This is a genomic window from Ruminococcus sp. (assembly GCF_024684275.1).
The window spans coordinates 22,202-38,822 of the sequence record NZ_JAIKXF010000016.1; the positions used below are offsets into that span (position 1 = coordinate 22,202).

Sequence of the window (16,621 nt, forward strand, 5' to 3'; positions counted from 1 at the left end):
ATTGAAAGGAGAACAAAATGCCAAACAGATATAATGGCAGGGACGAGGACAATATCCCAAACACTGATAATGAGGATACCATGCTGCTCCCCAATGGAGTAAGCGGATACAGCGCTCCCAAACAGGAGCTTCCGCCCCTGAGAAAGGTAAACCGCAGAGCTTCATCACAGGTTGGGGGCAGTTCTCCGCAGCAGCAGCCTCCACAGTTCCCACATTCAGAGCAGCCGCCTCAGTTCCCTCACTCTGTTCCACCGCCGCCGCCAAATTACAGCGAGCCGCAATATTACGATTATAACCGGCAGTCACCACAGGAATACAGCGGTTACAGCGACGGCGGATATTATCCTCCTCCTGCTGCTCCACAAGCAGCACCGCCTCCGCCGCCAAGACCGCCGCAGAAACGCAAAAGGCCTGCCGCTCCTCAGTCTGAGCATGAGGAACGACCCAAAAAGAAAAAGCGCCGCCATAAGTCGCTTCTCCGCAGGATAATCGGCAGATTATTCAAGACAGTCCTTGTACTTTTCCTGCTTCTTTTCGGACTTTACTCCTGCACCTCAGTGTCTCTCATAAAGAAAATGGAGTATAAGCCCTCAGAGAGCCGTAACCACTACGCAGACAGCCTCGGCAGAGGTCATGTCCGCAGCATACTCGTTATCGGTACTGACGGCAGAACAGCCGACGAGGTAGGACGTTCAGATTCAATGATACTGGTATCCCTCAACAGCAAGACCAATGAGATAATCATGACCTCATTCATGCGTGACTGCTACGTAGAGATACCGAATAACGGCTGGAACAAGCTCAATGCGGCTTACGCATTCGGCGGAGCTGACCTGCTCATGGACACTCTCGAACTCAATTTTGATGTTCGTATCGACGACTATGTTTCCGTCGATTTTGCTTCATTCGTATCGCTTGTTGATTCCGTAGGCGGTATAGATATCGAGGTAAGCGACGCAGAAGCCGAGGAGATAAACGTTATCCTCATCTCTGAGGTAAACCGTCTCATGGGCGATGATCCCATGTCTGACCTGCTCAGCGGCGGCGGAAAACTCCACCTCAACGGCAAGCAGGCTCTCTCTTACTCGCGTATACGCAAGGTAGGCAACAGCGATTTCGAGCGTACAGAGCGTCAGCGCAGAGTAATGTCACTTATCATCGCTAAGTTGAAGACCTTCAAGCCTTCTCTCTTCAAAAATCTTGCTTCCGATGTTATACCAGATGTAGCAACGAATATGTCAACACCAAAGGCATATCTCCTGTCTCTGAGAGCTCCGTTTGCTCTGAAATACAAGACAAAGCAGATACAGATACCTGCTGAGGGTACCTATTCAGGCGCCGATGTAGACGTCGGAAACGTACTACAGGTCGATTTTGGCGCTAACAGAGAGATCATAGACAAAGAAGTATTTGCAAAGGAATAACTTAAAAGCCCGAAAGCTTAAAGCTTTCGGGCTTTTTACTGAATTATACAATGCCGATCACTTCTTGTGATCGCATTGAACATCTTTTGGGAGTATTTACAGAGAGGCTATTACACCAAGAAGGAAGAGCTGTATCTCCAGAGCATCGCCGCTGGTGAGACCGTCATTGCCGCCTGCCACGTCACCATTATCTATTCCCTCACGTGTGATGTGGTGCTCGTCAGTACCATTTTCGCCGAACTTATTTGGATTTGCAAGTGACTGCATTATCAGTACGACATCTGACATATCAATATCGCCGTCACAGTTTACATCGCCCTTTTTACCAGCCTTTGGAGCTGTAGTCGTTGTAGAAGCAACAGGCTCGGCAGTTGTTGTTACTCTGGTGGTAGATGTGGTTGTCTCGGCTGTAGTTGTTACAGTTGTTGTAGTTGTGGAAGATGTAGTAGTTGTTTTTTCTGCTGTAGTCGTGGTGGTAGTAGTTGTTGTGGTTGTCTCCGCGGGAGTCTTTGGCTTGAAGCCCGATATCTCATTAAAGAGCTTCTTCAGCTCCTGATCCTCCATTTTGCAGGTCTTGCGGTTGTAATGTCCCTTGATAACAGTACCGTCATCTGTAGTTGAATCAGGAGTAGACCAGAGTATCGGGCAAAGTCCGCGCTCATATGCAGACCTGCATACAGAGCTGAGGAAGAGTCTGACTGAATCTGCCTCCTTGCCCTTTGTCGGACAGCCGTATTCACCTACGATAACAGGGATACCCTTGTCGATGAAGCCATTTTTCATCATATCCATGTTGGCATTGAGTTCCTTGTAATCCTCGTCTGTACCCCATGTTGCACGAGCCTTAGCCCATGATTCGTCCTTATCCTCAAGGATAGCAAAGCCTGCAGGAGTATAATAATGAACAGATACTGCCATGCGGTTTGCAGGATCGTCAGGCATTTTGAAAAGCGGATCGCAGGTGCGGTCAAAGCCGGTATTATATCCTGATATAAGCAGATGACGCTTTGGATTGTTTCCGCCTGAGCTGCGGATAACGTCAACGAACTTCTGGTTAATCTCATTTACAAGACCGTATGACTCAGCTTTTCCGTCGGTACTTCCCCACGGATTCCATACGCTTTCCCAGCCCAATTCCTCATTCTGAGACTCGAACATAAGCTTATCGCCGTAGTCCTTGAAGCTGTCGGATATCTGCTCCCACATGGTCTGATAGCGCTTCATACATTCGTCCTTATTGTCGGGGAAGGTGTTTACCCAGCCATTATCCCAGTGGATATTGATGATACAGTACATATCTGCGTCGATGACCCAATCAACTATCTCGTGAACTCGTGCATCAAGGTCTGAGCTTATATTGTAATTGTCACCCATGAGGTTTGACCACGCAACAGGCACACGCACTACTCCGAAGCCTTCGTCAGCCATGCCCTGTATCATTTCCTGAGTAATAATGGGGCTTCCCCATGCTGTTTCGTATTCATCAACAGTAAGGATACCGTCGCCCCACTGCTTGTCCACATCAGCTATCCAGTCGCCGCAAGCCTCCATAGTGTTGCCAAGATTGATACCTATACCCATGTCCCTGACCAAATCCATTGTGGAAATATCGCGCATGGTGTTGTCTGCGGCATAAGCCTTCTTCTCGCTCTGACCGAACGGCTGTACTGTTGACGCAAGTACCATAAACGCCAGAGCTGTGCTGATGAACTGTTTTTTCATAATGATTCCTCCTGAATAGTAATATCCCGTGAACATATTTCACATTATGTATTGATTATAGCACAATAAATCACATCTGACAACATCATTTTGATATTTTTAAATATTTTCGGTATCAAAATTACTATTTTGTCGTTTACAGCGGCGTTTTATGCACTCAAAGTGCAAAAAGCGATACATAAGATTATGCACCGCAGGTTTAAATTTCGTATATCTATGTACAAAAAAGACGTTCCCGATAAGGGGAGCCCCCTCTGGCGGAACGCAGGTTACATTTACGAGACTGAAATTTCAGGCACGGTAACCATATTTTTCCGTTAAGAGGAGGCACCTAATCGGGAACGCTTTTTATCATTTCGCGTATTTCTTTGAGATACGCAGCTCACCTGAGTCAAGCTTTGCTCTCAGCTCTTCAAGAGGCAGCGGCTTGCTGAAAAGATAGCCCTGCGCACGATTGCAGCCTATCTTCGCAAGGAAATCAAACTGCTCCTGAGTTTCAACACCCTCTGACAGTGACAGCATATCGAGCTGTTTCGTAAGGTCTACGATATTTTCCAGGATAGGTCTGGTCTTTTCATTGCTGTCAAAGCTCGAAAGGAACTTCATATCGATCTTCAGGACATCAAAATGATAATCCTTTAATACATTCAGCGATGAATAACCGCTGCCGAAGTCGTCAAGCCAAACCTTGTAGCCCATTTCTCTGAGGCTCTTAATGGCTTTCGGCAGGAAATCCTGCTGATCGGTAAGAGCGCTTTCAGTAACCTCAACATCTATGAATTCCTTTGGCACATCATATCTTTCGATTATCTCACAGAGACTTCCGACTATATCGCAAAGCTCAAAATCAAGGCGTGAGAAGTTGAGAGAAACCGGAACGAAGTGCTTTCCGCTGTCAACAGCCTCACGATAATCTCTGCATACTGCTTCGACCATACAGAGGTCAAGCTTGTATATCTGACGGTATTCTTCAAGTATTGCGATGAATGCTCCGGGTGAAAGAAGTCCGTAATTAGGATCCTGCCACCTTGCAAGGGCTTCAAGTCCGCATATAGAGCCGTCAGCAGTATTCACAACAGGCTGATAGAATACCTTTATATAGCCCTTTTCAATAGCCGTATCAATATTATTGACGATGTACTGCTTCTGCTGGAACTTATCCTCAAGCGACTTGTCATAAAAGCGAAGCGTTCGGTCGTAATGCTTCTTTATGCTGTTGCAGGCAAAACGTGCTCTGTCACAGGCCTGACTTATATCGACCTTATCATCTAAGGGCTTATACGCGCCGCATTTGAGTTCAAGGTGTACTTCCTTCTGGAGCTTCTTTATCTCACCCGAAAGCATTCCTATCTTATTATGGGCTCCGTCAACATGAGTCAGCACAACGAAATGGTCATCAGAAAAACGTGAAACAAGAGAATCCTTGAACTCATCATCTATCATATGAGCAAATTTTATAAGCAGCTCATTTCCTGCCTTAAAACCATACTTTTCGTTGTATGATTTAAAGTTTTCAATGTCAAAAAACAGAAACAGAAGATGTTCCTTATCAGTAACCACATAGTGCAGTACCTTTTCGCCCTCTGAGCGGAAATACACCATGTTATGTATGCCTGTAAGTTCGTCCTCAACAGATATTTTTGAGAGATACCCGTTTATTTTCTCAAGATTTTCGTCCTTGACAGCCTGCAAACGTGTATTATTATAGTTTGCAACACAGACCATCATGGTCGATATCCACATGATAAAGAAGTTTATCTGAGTTGCAACAGTAGTCCCCTGCTCCCCGGTATTAACTGCTACCATATCATCGATGCGCATGAAGAAGTAAAGATACGAACCGCCTGAGATAAGAAACGCCGCAATAGGCTTCCACGTAAGCAGACACAAGGAGAAAAGCTCCATAGTCAGGAATGTAAGTATCTGCTCGCCCTTTGAATAATCATTAATTGAGATCTTGATGCCGAAATATATGCATATAAAGGTAAATACCCATTTTATAGCCTGTCCGAGAGCAGTATTCTCTGTCTTTCCCCTTATATATCTCAGAGAAAAAATAAGCATAAGCACACCCGATGTAAGGAGTATGATATAATTTATATAGTACTTCTCGAAATAGTGCATGAAATTGCTCTGGAGATGATTCACCAGTATGGTATTTGTCATGCGGATTATCATCCATATCTCAAGCACTATTACAACAACGGACATATATATGCTTGCACGCATATTCGCTCTGAAAAAATAATCCCTGACGTATTTGCTTTGTTTTGCAACTCCGAGACCATTCGCCACCCATTTCATAACCTTTTCCATATTTAGTCCCCCCTGCCGATGAAAAATGAAACAGTAAATATTAAGGCTGTGCAGAAAATAGATAATAAAAAAACAATTTTTTAGCCGAAAACTTATCTTTTATAAGCAATTCTTTTATAGTAAAGTTATTGAATACAAAATTATTATAACACACCAGCAGTAAATTGTCAATGGTCTACAAAAAACTGTAGAATCAGCTTATCTCACAAAGCCGCATTTGTCTGAACTAAGCCCGATTCACTTGAAAGAACCATCGCTCTGTGGTATAATAGTATCTGTTATATAACATTTTATTATAGGAGGGATACCGTGAAAAGATCATCGCTGAAAAATATCGTCGAAGCCGTAAAAGCACAGCTAAAAAGCTTGATAAACAGCCCTGAGCTAAGATTCGAGGCTTTTTTTCGCGGAGCTGCCCTCCGATACACAGCAGCAAATAATATGCGGACAGATGCAGCAGTGCTAAGTTATGCTTTCCCCGATGTATTTCCTAAGCTTGATGCTGAAAGCGCAGTCATATCAGCTTCTGAAAAGGTCTGCGGTGCTCTTTCAGAGATTCCCGATGACTCATGGAAAAATAATGTTCAGCTCATAGGTCGGTTATATCAGTACTTCAACAGTGACGCAAAGGAAGCTGCGCTCAGCGGCTTGAAACGAAATGTCAAGATAGGCGCAGAAAACATCTCCGCCGCTACACAGATATTTACTCCCGACTGGATAGTTCGCTATATGACGGAAAACACCCTCGGTCAGGCTTTTTCGTCAGCCTACGGCTTTAATACTTCTAAGCTGACTTACTATATCCGCAGAATAAACAAATCTCTCCCATGCGCTCCCGAGGATATAACATTTCTTGACCCCTGCATGGGAAGCGGAAATATCCTCGTTGCTGCCCTTGACCTTTTCATGGAGCTGTATATATCACTCGGCTATGACCGCCTTGAAGCCGCAAAGCTCGCTCTTACGCGGAATATCTTCGGTCTTGATATAGACAGCCGCATGAGAAGAATGTCGCATTTTGCGCTGATAATGAGAGCAGCGGACTATGCCCCAGAGATACTTGACAGTCATATAAAGCCTGAGGTTTTCGATACGGAGGGCTTAGCCGGCGAGGACGATTTTTCACGTCAGTTCGACGGCTCAGAGCTCTTCGGCAGTCTTGTCAGACCTTTAATCCCCCCAAAAAAACAGGACACAAAGGCAGCAAAGGTATACGAGCTTCTCACACGCAGATACGACGCTGTGGTAACGAATCCGCCTTACCTGAGCTGTGGAAATATGAGTGCCAAGCTTCTCAGCTTCGTAAAATCCAACTATCCCGACAGCCGCGCAGACCTGTTTTCCGCCTTTATACAGCGCTGCACCGAGCTTGCAAAGCCCGAAGGCTATCTGGGATTCCTCACGCCTTTCGTCTGGCTGTTTATTCAAAGCTATGAAAAGCTCCGCCGTATGATGTTCACCAATTGCACCGTCGAAAGCCTTGTACAGTTTGAATATTCCGCCTTTGAGGAGGCTACTGTACCTGTATGCGCCTTTACAATGCTGAACCACAAAACCGATGCCAGAGGCGTTTACTTCCGTCTTACCGACTTCCGCGGCGGTCTTGAGGTCCAGAGAGAAAAGCTTCTCGAAGCAATATCCGTGCCTGAGCGAAACTATGTGTTCAGAGCTGACACTGAGGACTTCAATAAACTTCCAAATGCTCCTGCTGCATATTGGCTGAGCGAGAATGTCCGCGGACTTTTCACGAAATATCCGCCTCTCAGCAGTATTGCTGCTCCCAGAAAAGGCAACTCGACCTCTGATAATGACAGATTTCTCAGACTTTGGTTCGAGGTCGACAAAAACAAGCTGAATCTTGACAGCACCTCCATAAACAGAGCCGAAACACTTAAAAAGCGCTGGTTTCCCTATAATAAAGGAGGGGGCTATCGGAAATGGTACGGCTTCAATGACTATGTCATCGACTGGTTCGACGACGGAGCGGAAATAAGAGCTATACCTACTGCGGTCGTAGCAAATTACCGCTATTTCACCAAGCCGGGGCTCACATGGTCTACTCTTACCAGCGGCAAATTCAGCATCCGCGAGTTCGGGAACGGCTATATCTTTGACAATGGCGGGTGCTGTATCTTTGACCTTGACGATAAAAAGAACTTCATCTGCGCACTGCTAAATTCCAAAGTCTTTGCATATATCTTCGGTCAGCTCAACCCTACTCTGAATTTTCAGTCGGGAGAAGTGGCTAAATTTCCGATAATATATAAAAGATCTGCCGAAGCTGACAGGCTTGCGGCAGAATGTGCAGAAATATCAAAATCAGAGTACGATTCATTTGAGACCAGCCATGATTTCAAAAAGCACCCGCTGATATGAGCATCACCTCATTATCTGCGAGTGCTTTTTCTTGTTTTTAACGGTATGGGATTATTTCTTTCAAGGTCGATAGTACGCCTGCGCCAGTCATTTGTAGCCATAGAATAGGCTTCATTGAAATAGCTCTCAGCCTGCTCCGTTCTGCCCATTCGCATAAGGCAGCGCCCCTTATCCAGCAAATAGCCGAATCTCAGCTCCTCGTTATCCTTGTATTTTTCAAGGAGCTTATCGGCGTTTTCGTACTGCTCGTGCACTAAAAGCGACTCAAAATACGCCGTATCTATAAGATAATTCATCATTTCGCTCTTGTCACGGTATAATGCAAAAACCTTTTCTCCGCTGGCTACGCGCTCCTCAGTAAGCTTTATATCACCGCTCGCGGCAGCAAGCTGAACTCTCAGAACGTGTATAAGCAGGATATTCCGCTGTAGTGAGATGGTATTTGTGCCGCGGAGCTCGCTCTTCATGAACTCATAGTCCACACAGCCCAGCTTTTCCTCGGCAAGCTCATACTCATGAAGCGACATATAAGCCTCTGTCAGAAACATTGCATACTGATTCCTGTATGTAGCGTAGCTTGCAGGCATAGTCATGCAGAATTGCAGCTGAGCCTCCATATCCTTTATTACAGGTCCTGAATATCCCTCGTCGGATATTCTTGACACTATTTTCCGGAATATGCGAAACTGCTTATTAACTCGCGGTATCACTAAAAAATACATGATGAGCGTCAGCGGAACGGCTGAAAGCGCCGAAAATGCCGCGCGGAACATCAATGCTTTGCCGACACCTACGCCCTTCCATGCTGATGACAGCAGGTCTATGACCGTTGTGGCTGAAAAGATAATGGAAAAGCCCAGTATCCACCAAGCCGCAAGGGCTCTAAGTATTATCAGATTATCCTTTGGTTTCTGGAAATCATTTTTCATAATATCCTTTCTCCGTTTCTGTAAAGCCCTTTACTGTCGGTGTACACAGTGAAAAAGGCTCTGATAGACGAAGCGAGAGCCTTTTTCACATTTTTACTGAAAGAAAATGAACGGTATAACGTGTTACTTCGCTATGCCGATGATAAGCAGCTTTCTCATGAATACGAGGTCAAATGAATCCGTATTGCCGTCGCCGTTTGCGTCACAGGAGTGCTGAGGCTTTATTTTGCCAAGCACTGTTCCCTGACAATATACAAGGTCTGCAACATTTACATCACCGTCATGGTTAAGATCGCCTATAAGAGGCTTTGGCGGAGCAGTTGTCGTTGTCGTTGAAGTCGTTGTCACAGTTGTGACCTTTACAGTTGTTGTTAAAGGCTTTGTCGTTGTTGTAGTAGTCGTAGTCGGCTTGGCTGTAGTCGTGATCGAAGTAGTTGTGGTTGTTGAAGTCGGCTTTTTAGTAGTTGTCGTTACCGTAGTTGTAGTAGTTGTGGTCGGCTTCGTCGCAGTCGTAGTTGTTGTGGTGGTAGTAGTCGCGGAGGTAGTTGTAGTCTGCTCTGGCTGACTTGTCAGAACGTAGTCAGTTTCCGAGATCTCGGGGTACTCAAAATGAGTTATTTTATAATCAGACTCGGGAGTATGCTTCTCAAAAAAGCTCTTTGAGCCCTTGAGGAAATATTCATACTTTAGCTCCCTGCCATATTTGCCGTCAAGGTCGTCCCATGTCACGTCCATTCCGTACCATATGCCGTCCTCCATCTGGACATAATTCCACATATGTCCCGTATTGTCTGCCTCAATAAGATTTCCGAATACGCACACACAGGGTATATCCAGTCTGTCGCACATGAGCTTGAATGCCTCGGCATAGCCCTCGCATACAACTCCCGGCTCAACAACAGCACCCAGTGCAGAGCTGCTGAACCGTGCATCAAGGTCATAGGTCGTAAATTTGGCTATATAGTCATGAATGCTTTTGAGCTGTTCATATCTGGTCGAACCTTTGACGGATACCTTGTCCAGCCCCTCCTCAAGGAGCGGACCGTAGCTTTTAGCCTCCTCAAGGGAAGTAAAGCCTTCAAGGTATGCTGGAGTTATTTCCAGAGACCTTATCTTCAGAGTATAGCCGCCTGTCCAGAAGCTTGAAGTAACGCCTGTATCATCGCCAAGTGCGATATTTATACCCGATGGCTCTATCCAGTATATCTCAGGACAATCAAAGAGCGCTGCGTCGATGCCGGGCTTGCAAGCACTGAATACTGCCGTCTGGTATTGAAGCTGGTCATCCTCTGTAAACCTTGCAGAGCCCGGCAGAGCTGATACCTTCAGCGTAACAGTCTCAGGCAGCTCAACCACGAACGGTTCGATATCAGGAACAGTTAGCTTGATAAACCTTTCGTAAACTGCCGAATTGTTAGCGTCAAGCTGCTCGCCGTAATTATAAGACCCTTTTCTATAATTTGACTCAGCCTTCGGAGAAGCAGGAAGCGTCAGCGAACCAAAATCAGCATCGCCTAACGTAACTTCATATCCTGATACATCTCCCGTACTGTCAACTGAGTATACCACGCCTGCTGTGCCTGCAAACGCAGTCATAGCTATTGCTGTCATAAATGAAATTGTCGATGAGATTAATCTTTTCATACAGAACCCTCCTATTGAAACAATTAATACCCATCCCCTTAGTTTATCTGTATAATTATATTATATATAAACTGCCTATAAAAGTCAATAGTTATCACCTGATTTTCATTGAAAATTAACATCGGTATTTTAGTGCAATTTGCTATTCCAAATGAGAATATCGCTATATATAGGCGAATAATGCTGAATATGCCAAAAAAAGGAGCTATCTCTCAGTATAATTTGTTATATTGACACTTGCAAATGTCTGTTTGCTGTGATATACTGTTATGTGGAGATTTTGTGCATATTACTGCACTCATTAAATATTTGAAAGGTGAGATCCCGATAATGTATTTATCCAAGATGACAAAAGAAGAGCTTGCTTCGTTCAAAAGCGAAAACGAAAAGCTGTACAATGACTTCAAAGGTCAGGGACTCTGTCTCAATATGGCAAGAGGCAACCCCTGCAGCGAACAGCTCGCCCTAAGTCTTGATATGCTCAAGACCTTCGACGACGGTGACTTTATGAGCGAATGCGGCAATGACGTCCGCAATTACGGTGTACCTGATGGTATACCCGAAGCAAAGGAACTCTTTTCCAAAATGATCGGCGTAAACACCGATGAGATCATCATCTTTGGTAATTCAAGCCTCAACGCTATGTTCTTCGCTGTTCAGTGTGCCTTCAACAAGGGTATACTTGGCAGCAAGCCCTGGTCAGAATACGACAAGGTAAAGTTTCTCTGCCCCGTACCGGGCTATGACAGACATTTCAAGGTAACTCAGTTCTTCGGCGTTGAGATGATAAATATCCCTATGACTCCTACAGGCCCCGATATGGACATGATAGAGAAGCTTGTCAAGGACGACGAGACTATCAAGGGTATCTGGTGCGTTCCTCAGTACTCTAACCCTGACGGTATCTGCTACAGCGACGAAACTGTAAAGCGCTTCGCAGCTCTAAAACCTGCTGCAAAGGACTTCCGTATTTTCTGGGATAACGCTTACTGTATCCATCATCTCACCGATTCACCTAAATATATCCTCAATATCCTCGATGAGGCAAAAAAAGCAGGCAACGAGAACATCGTTTACATTTTCGGCTCTACTTCAAAGATAACTTTCCCGGGTGCCGGCATTGCAGTTATGGGCGGCAGCAAGGAGAATATCGACGAGCTCAAGAAATATCTCGGCATAAGCATTATCAGCCACGATAAGATGAATCAGCTCCGCCATGTTAAGTTCTTCGGCACATTCGAGAATATGCTCGATCATATGAAGAAGCACATGAGCATTATCGCTCCGAAGTTCCGACTTGTTTGCGACAAGCTTGAAAAGGAGCTGGCTCCTTACGGCATAGGTCAGTGGACAACTCCAAAGGGAGGCTACTTCATCTCATTCAATGCTCCGAACGGCTGTGCAAAGAGGATCGTTTCACTTTGCAGCGAGGCTGGCGTAACTCTCACAGGCGCAGGTGCTACATTCCCTTACGGCGTTGATCCTGATGACAAGAACATCAGGCTCGCTCCTACATATCCGCCGATTGAGGACCTCAGCAAAGCAATGGACCTCTTTGTTATCTGCGTAAAGATAGCAGCAGCTGAAAAGCTCTTAGCTGAATAATAAAAATATCGCCCTTCCGATATGATCGGAAGGGCTTTTTTCATTGATTTGAATCTTGGTATAAATCAAAATTTGTATTTGTAGGGGACGGCGTCCTCGACGTCCTATTGTAGGGGCGGATATTATCCGCCCGTTTAGGGAACGCCTTCGTAACTGTGGGGTTACTCCCCACAGTGTGGGGAGATGTCGCACGGCGACAAAGGGGACGGGCTTGTTAAGCTTGCCCCACACCCCACAAGGGCTGTCAGCCCTTGACCTGACCAAAGGAACACAGTCCCTTTGGAATCCCGTTCATAGGCTCGGCAAGTTATCGCGTTAAACTTTTATTCAGCTAACAATAATTGTTGCTGTGACCTTTTTGTTCGCCGCAGAGAGCTCTGCTTCATCGCTGAGATTGATTACGGGATCGCCGTTTCCGTCAAAAACCACTCGCTTGATACGGGTATGTCTGCACGGATCATACAGCGGATCCTTATTATATGTGCCGCAGCCCTGTGACGCATGGCTGTCTGGGCGGGCATGATACACAATGAGGAGATTCCCCTTCTCGTCCTTTACAAAGCTGTTGTGTCCTGGACCTGATCTTCCCTTGACATCTGCCGTTGAAAGCACAGGCTCAGTAAGCTTTTTCCAGCTCTTAGTGTTCATAAGGTCGGCATTTATATCAGCTTCAAGACGCCCAACACAGTACTCTGAACCGGTTCCCGAAGCAGAGAAGAACACGTCGACCTTCTTGTCAGTCTTTAGGACTGCCGCTCCCTCGTTTACGCGGTTGTTCACAAGCTCCCATTTATACTCGGGCTTGGTGAGAAGTATAGGCTTTGAGATAAGCTTCCACGGCTCGGCAGGGTTTATCTCCGCCATAAACAGTGAGGAATCGCCTTTTATTTCAGCCCATATAACATAGTGTTTGCCATTGTTTTCAAAATAGGTCATATCAAGAGAGAAGCTTCTGAATGAATCACTGTCACCTGCGCTTGCCTGCATCTGTCCGCATTCCGTCCAGCTTCCGGTGTAGGGATCGCCGTCACATTTCAGCACGTAGGGACGTATCGCCCATATATCACTGCTGGCGCCTGCCGCAAAGAACATATACCATGATCCGCCGATTTTATGCATTTCAGGAGCCCAAATGTGCTTGGCAAGTATTCCGCTGGAGTGTGCTTTCCAGATAGTCTTTTCCTCAGCATTCGCAAGTCCGTCCACCGTATTGCTCCTTCGGAGGATTATGCGGTCATAACCCTTGTCAACGCTGCCGTAAGCAGGATAAGACGCCGTAAAATAGAAGTATCCGTCGCCGCCGTCCACTACATAAGGATCGGCTCTTTCTTTTATAAAAGGATCGGAGTAGAGCTCTGCGCTTGTTCTTACTGTACCGTTTACAGTATATGTCCCAGGCTTTGATGTGTCGATATTTGCAATATCAGAGCTGTTCCAGTCAACACTGAGCTCGCCTGTACCGCCGCCTGTGTACTGCGCTGTGACGGTCTTTGGCATATTCAGCGGCTCACCGCTCCTGACGCTGACAGTTGCCGGCTTTATTCCTGTATTTATGGGAGTAAGCCCTGCTGAGGGATAAGCGCTTATAAGTGCATTATACTGATCGCCGTTAATCGGGATAACATATCCGTGACGGGGCGTAAAATTGAAGCTGTAGCTGTTTCGGCTCACTGTCCTGAAGTTGGTGAGATCGTTAGTCTCCTGCATTACGTAGTATCCGTCGCCGTATGCATCGGACATCATCAGCCACTTGTCAGTACCGATAAGATTGTAGATATTCGGTCCCTCAACGCCGATATTTCCCTCAGAGACCTGCTTTATCTCACTGTAAGGACCGCTTGCATGGTCGGCTGTGGCAAGATAGATACGCTTGTTGGTCTCGTTCTTGTAGTACATATAGTACTTTCCCTTCTGACAGATTATATCAGAGTCAATTGCGTCATTGCCGTTTTTCGGCGCAAACAGCAGCTGCGGCTCTGTATCAAGCTTTTTCATATCCCTGCTGTAGGCATAGTACATAATAGTTCTGTCATCACGCCCAGGGACTCTCGCCGCAAAGTATATCATATAGGCTTCCTTTTCGGGATCGTATATAGCCTGCGGAGCCCACGCACGGTCAGCTCCCTGCATGAGCGGATACTTATTGGCTATTTCAATGCTTGTCTCATCAAACCAGTGTACAAGGTCCGTGGACTTTGCACTAAGGAGATTTCGGTTGCTGCTCCAGCCAAGTGAGGACTTCATATCCGTAGCAAGCATATAGTATAATCCGTCCTCGCCCTTGAAGATATACGGATCACGAATACATTCCGTGCCTACGCCTGACTTCCATACAGCTCCGCCGCCATTGAGCGCCTTGAAGTTGTAGCCGTCAGTGCTGACAGCATAGGAGAGGCGCTCCTGCTCGGGAGCATTTCCGAGGAAGTATGCAAAGAGGTAAGCCACATCTGGCTTCTCGGTGGAAATGGTGCTGTATGTCTGTATATCGGCTTCTTTGCCGAGTATAAAGCTTGTAAGCAGAACTAAGTCAGCAGTATTTACTGCTTTGTCGCCGTTCATATCGGCAATGGCAGACATGGTATCATCAAAGCTGCTGATAACGCCCCGCTGCATGATGATACGGTCGAAGCTGTCAACAGCTCCGTCAAAGTTAAGGTCACCGCGGACAAATTTAAAATCACCGTCAACAGGACGGATATAGAACTTCTGTCCCTCGCCCTGCCAGTAATCCCACTGGTCGATATTAGCACCATTCTCATAGCTTATGTCATACACGTCAAGAGCAGCATTCCCCGAGCACTCCGCTGTGATATAGTAAGCATCATCGGTGCGGTGGAGTATGAAATGCTGAGCCGCAGTGTCCTTGTACTCCGAAAGATAGATATTGTTGCCATTTGTTGAATCGCCGTTTTCCACCGTAAGCGCAAGCTTTCTGTCCCTGCCTGAGAGTATGCAGCATTTCCCGTCACCTGCACTCTCGATATGCCATACCTGTGAATCGTCGCCAAGCTTCTCCCACTGGTGGACATTTCCGTCACTTGCAGCAGTTATGTACTTTCCGCTCAGACGAACCATGATAGTATAATCAGCTCTGCTTATGACCTCGCCGTACTCATCTGCAAAGTCCGCAGTTACCGCCGCCTGTACGCTGACAGGACAAGCCGCAAATGCAAGCGCAGCCGCACTTGCGGCAGCCATCAGTCTTTTAAGACAATTCATACTCAAAACCTCTTTTCTTCATTGTGATAATAACCATAGATCAAGCGAACTATCAGTTCAGCTCCGCAGCTTTACCCTACAAACATAAATGCAAGCAGATCCCAGTACATATGCAGTGCAATGGGAACAAGTATATTTTTGCTTTTGAGAAATTCAGTGCTGAATATCACACTCAAAAACAGAATTATAATAAATCCGAAATGCGTAAATGCCGATACAAAAGAACCTGTCCTTATCCAGATAGGAAAATGTATAATAACGAACATGACAGCGTTGAGAAGGATATACTGCCGCTTCTTATCCTCTTTGACTGTTGCGTTCAGCAGCCAGCCGCGGAACACCATTTCCTCCTCCAATCCGACAAACAGAACGGTTATGATACTCGCTATGCCGAAATCGCTTTGTATTTTTATTTCACCATACTGACTATACGCATTGACCAGAATGTATGCGGTAAAAAATGCAAAATAGGGAAGATATTTCAGCCAATTCACCTTAGCTGCAAACATTTCCTTCAGCTTTACGTGAACATCGGAGGAATACTTATGTATAAGAAGCACGGCAGGCAGCGTCCATACAAGGTTCTTGATAACAGTCTCACACAGTTCAACAATTAAATCATTATTTATTGCACTGTCCAGATGCTTTCTGCAAAGCATCTCATAGACTGTCCAAGCAGCATAAAATAATACTATATAGATTAATAAAGCTTTTTTCAACGTTAGTTTGTTAGTTTTGAGTTCCATTTATTCTCCTTTTAGCAGTGTATTTATTTCTTTTTCTTTGGCAGAGGCAATTCGCTGACCATTGCCTCAAACAATTCCCTGAGAAAGGATTTGTTCTCAACGTCCTCAACAAGAAGCATTTCCTTTGCGCCCTCATAGGGAAGTTCAAGAGGCACATCGGGCATAAGCGCCCTTGCATTCTTTGTATTCTTCACAAGGAATCTGTCATCGTAAATACCGCCGATGACTCTGCCCTGATAGTAGATTATGTACTCCCCCATCATTGCCCTGTAGGAAATATCGGTAAGCTCCGATAACTGTTCAAGTACAAATTCGAGATATTCCTTTGTTGATGCCATAGACTGTCCTCAGCTTTCTTAACAATTTATCAATAATATTCTATACTATTTTCTCCTGAAAATCAATAGATTTTTGTGTTTTTTATATCATTTGGCGCAAAAAAAGCTCCGACACACGATCGGAGCTTTTAATGGATTTTTTTTACTTTATGAGACCTATACCCCATATAGTGAAGCTGCCGCTTCCGCTTATAGAAACATCAAGGTCACCTGTTGTATCCTGATAATAGCCAAGCTCTGCGTCCGGACCGCCCCATGTGTACTGCTTATTTCCGTTGATCTTTGTAGTCTTGCCATTAACA

At 45.6% G+C, this 16,621-nt stretch carries 10 protein-coding genes; 3 read left to right on the top strand and 7 right to left on the bottom strand.

Annotation, left to right across the window (positions count from 1 at the left end):
* Positions 1–17 precede the first annotated feature (17 nt).
* On the top strand, positions 18–1,424 hold the full coding sequence (locus K5677_RS01940) for an LCP family protein (RefSeq protein ID WP_296724044.1): 1,407 nt from the start codon (positions 18–20) through the stop codon (positions 1,422–1,424).
* A gap of 96 nt (positions 1,425–1,520) precedes the next feature.
* On the opposite strand, the gene K5677_RS01945 is transcribed toward K5677_RS01940, so the two are convergent.
* Entirely contained in the window at positions 1,521–3,146 is a 1,626-nt protein-coding gene (locus K5677_RS01945) for a cellulase family glycosylhydrolase (protein WP_296724045.1), read from the bottom strand.
* 351 nt (positions 3,147–3,497) lie between these two features.
* A complete protein-coding gene (locus tag K5677_RS01950) occupies positions 3,498–5,462 on the bottom strand; it encodes a bifunctional diguanylate cyclase/phosphodiesterase (RefSeq protein ID WP_296724047.1) in 1,965 nt (654 codons plus the stop codon).
* Positions 5,463–5,771: 309 nt separating this feature from the next.
* Here K5677_RS01950 and K5677_RS01955 point away from each other — a divergent pair, with 309 nt between their 5' ends.
* Complete coding sequence (locus K5677_RS01955; protein ID WP_296724049.1) at positions 5,772–7,838, top strand: N-6 DNA methylase; 2,067 nt, start codon at positions 5,772–5,774, stop codon at positions 7,836–7,838.
* Positions 7,839–7,849: 11 nt separating this feature from the next.
* On the opposite strand, the gene K5677_RS01960 is transcribed toward K5677_RS01955, so the two are convergent.
* Positions 7,850–8,767: a hypothetical protein gene (locus K5677_RS01960; protein WP_296724050.1), complete on the bottom strand. Its 918-nt coding sequence runs from the start codon at positions 8,765–8,767 to the stop codon at positions 7,850–7,852.
* Between the two features lie 123 nt (positions 8,768–8,890).
* Positions 8,891–10,411: a transglutaminase domain-containing protein gene (locus K5677_RS01965; protein WP_296724053.1), complete on the bottom strand. Its 1,521-nt coding sequence runs from the start codon at positions 10,409–10,411 to the stop codon at positions 8,891–8,893.
* Positions 10,412–10,741: 330 nt separating this feature from the next.
* Between K5677_RS01965 and K5677_RS01970 the strand changes: the two genes are divergently transcribed.
* On the top strand, positions 10,742–12,016 hold the full coding sequence (locus K5677_RS01970) for an aminotransferase class I/II-fold pyridoxal phosphate-dependent enzyme (protein WP_296724056.1): 1,275 nt from the start codon (positions 10,742–10,744) through the stop codon (positions 12,014–12,016).
* Between the two features lie 327 nt (positions 12,017–12,343).
* Here K5677_RS01970 and K5677_RS01975 read toward each other — a convergent pair whose 3' ends face one another.
* The 3 genes from K5677_RS01975 to K5677_RS01985 all read right to left on the bottom strand — a co-directional run bounded on the left by K5677_RS01975 (position 12,344) and on the right by K5677_RS01985 (position 16,319).
* Positions 12,344–15,235, bottom strand: a complete 2,892-nt coding sequence (locus K5677_RS01975) for a family 43 glycosylhydrolase (RefSeq protein ID WP_296724059.1) — start codon at positions 15,233–15,235, stop codon at positions 12,344–12,346.
* A gap of 71 nt (positions 15,236–15,306) precedes the next feature.
* A complete protein-coding gene (locus tag K5677_RS01980) occupies positions 15,307–15,981 on the bottom strand; it encodes a CPBP family intramembrane metalloprotease (protein ID WP_296724060.1) in 675 nt (224 codons plus the stop codon).
* Positions 15,982–16,004: 23 nt separating this feature from the next.
* Complete coding sequence (locus K5677_RS01985) at positions 16,005–16,319, bottom strand: TfoX/Sxy family protein (protein ID WP_296724062.1); 315 nt, start codon at positions 16,317–16,319, stop codon at positions 16,005–16,007.
* Between the last annotated feature and the right edge of the window lie 302 nt (positions 16,320–16,621).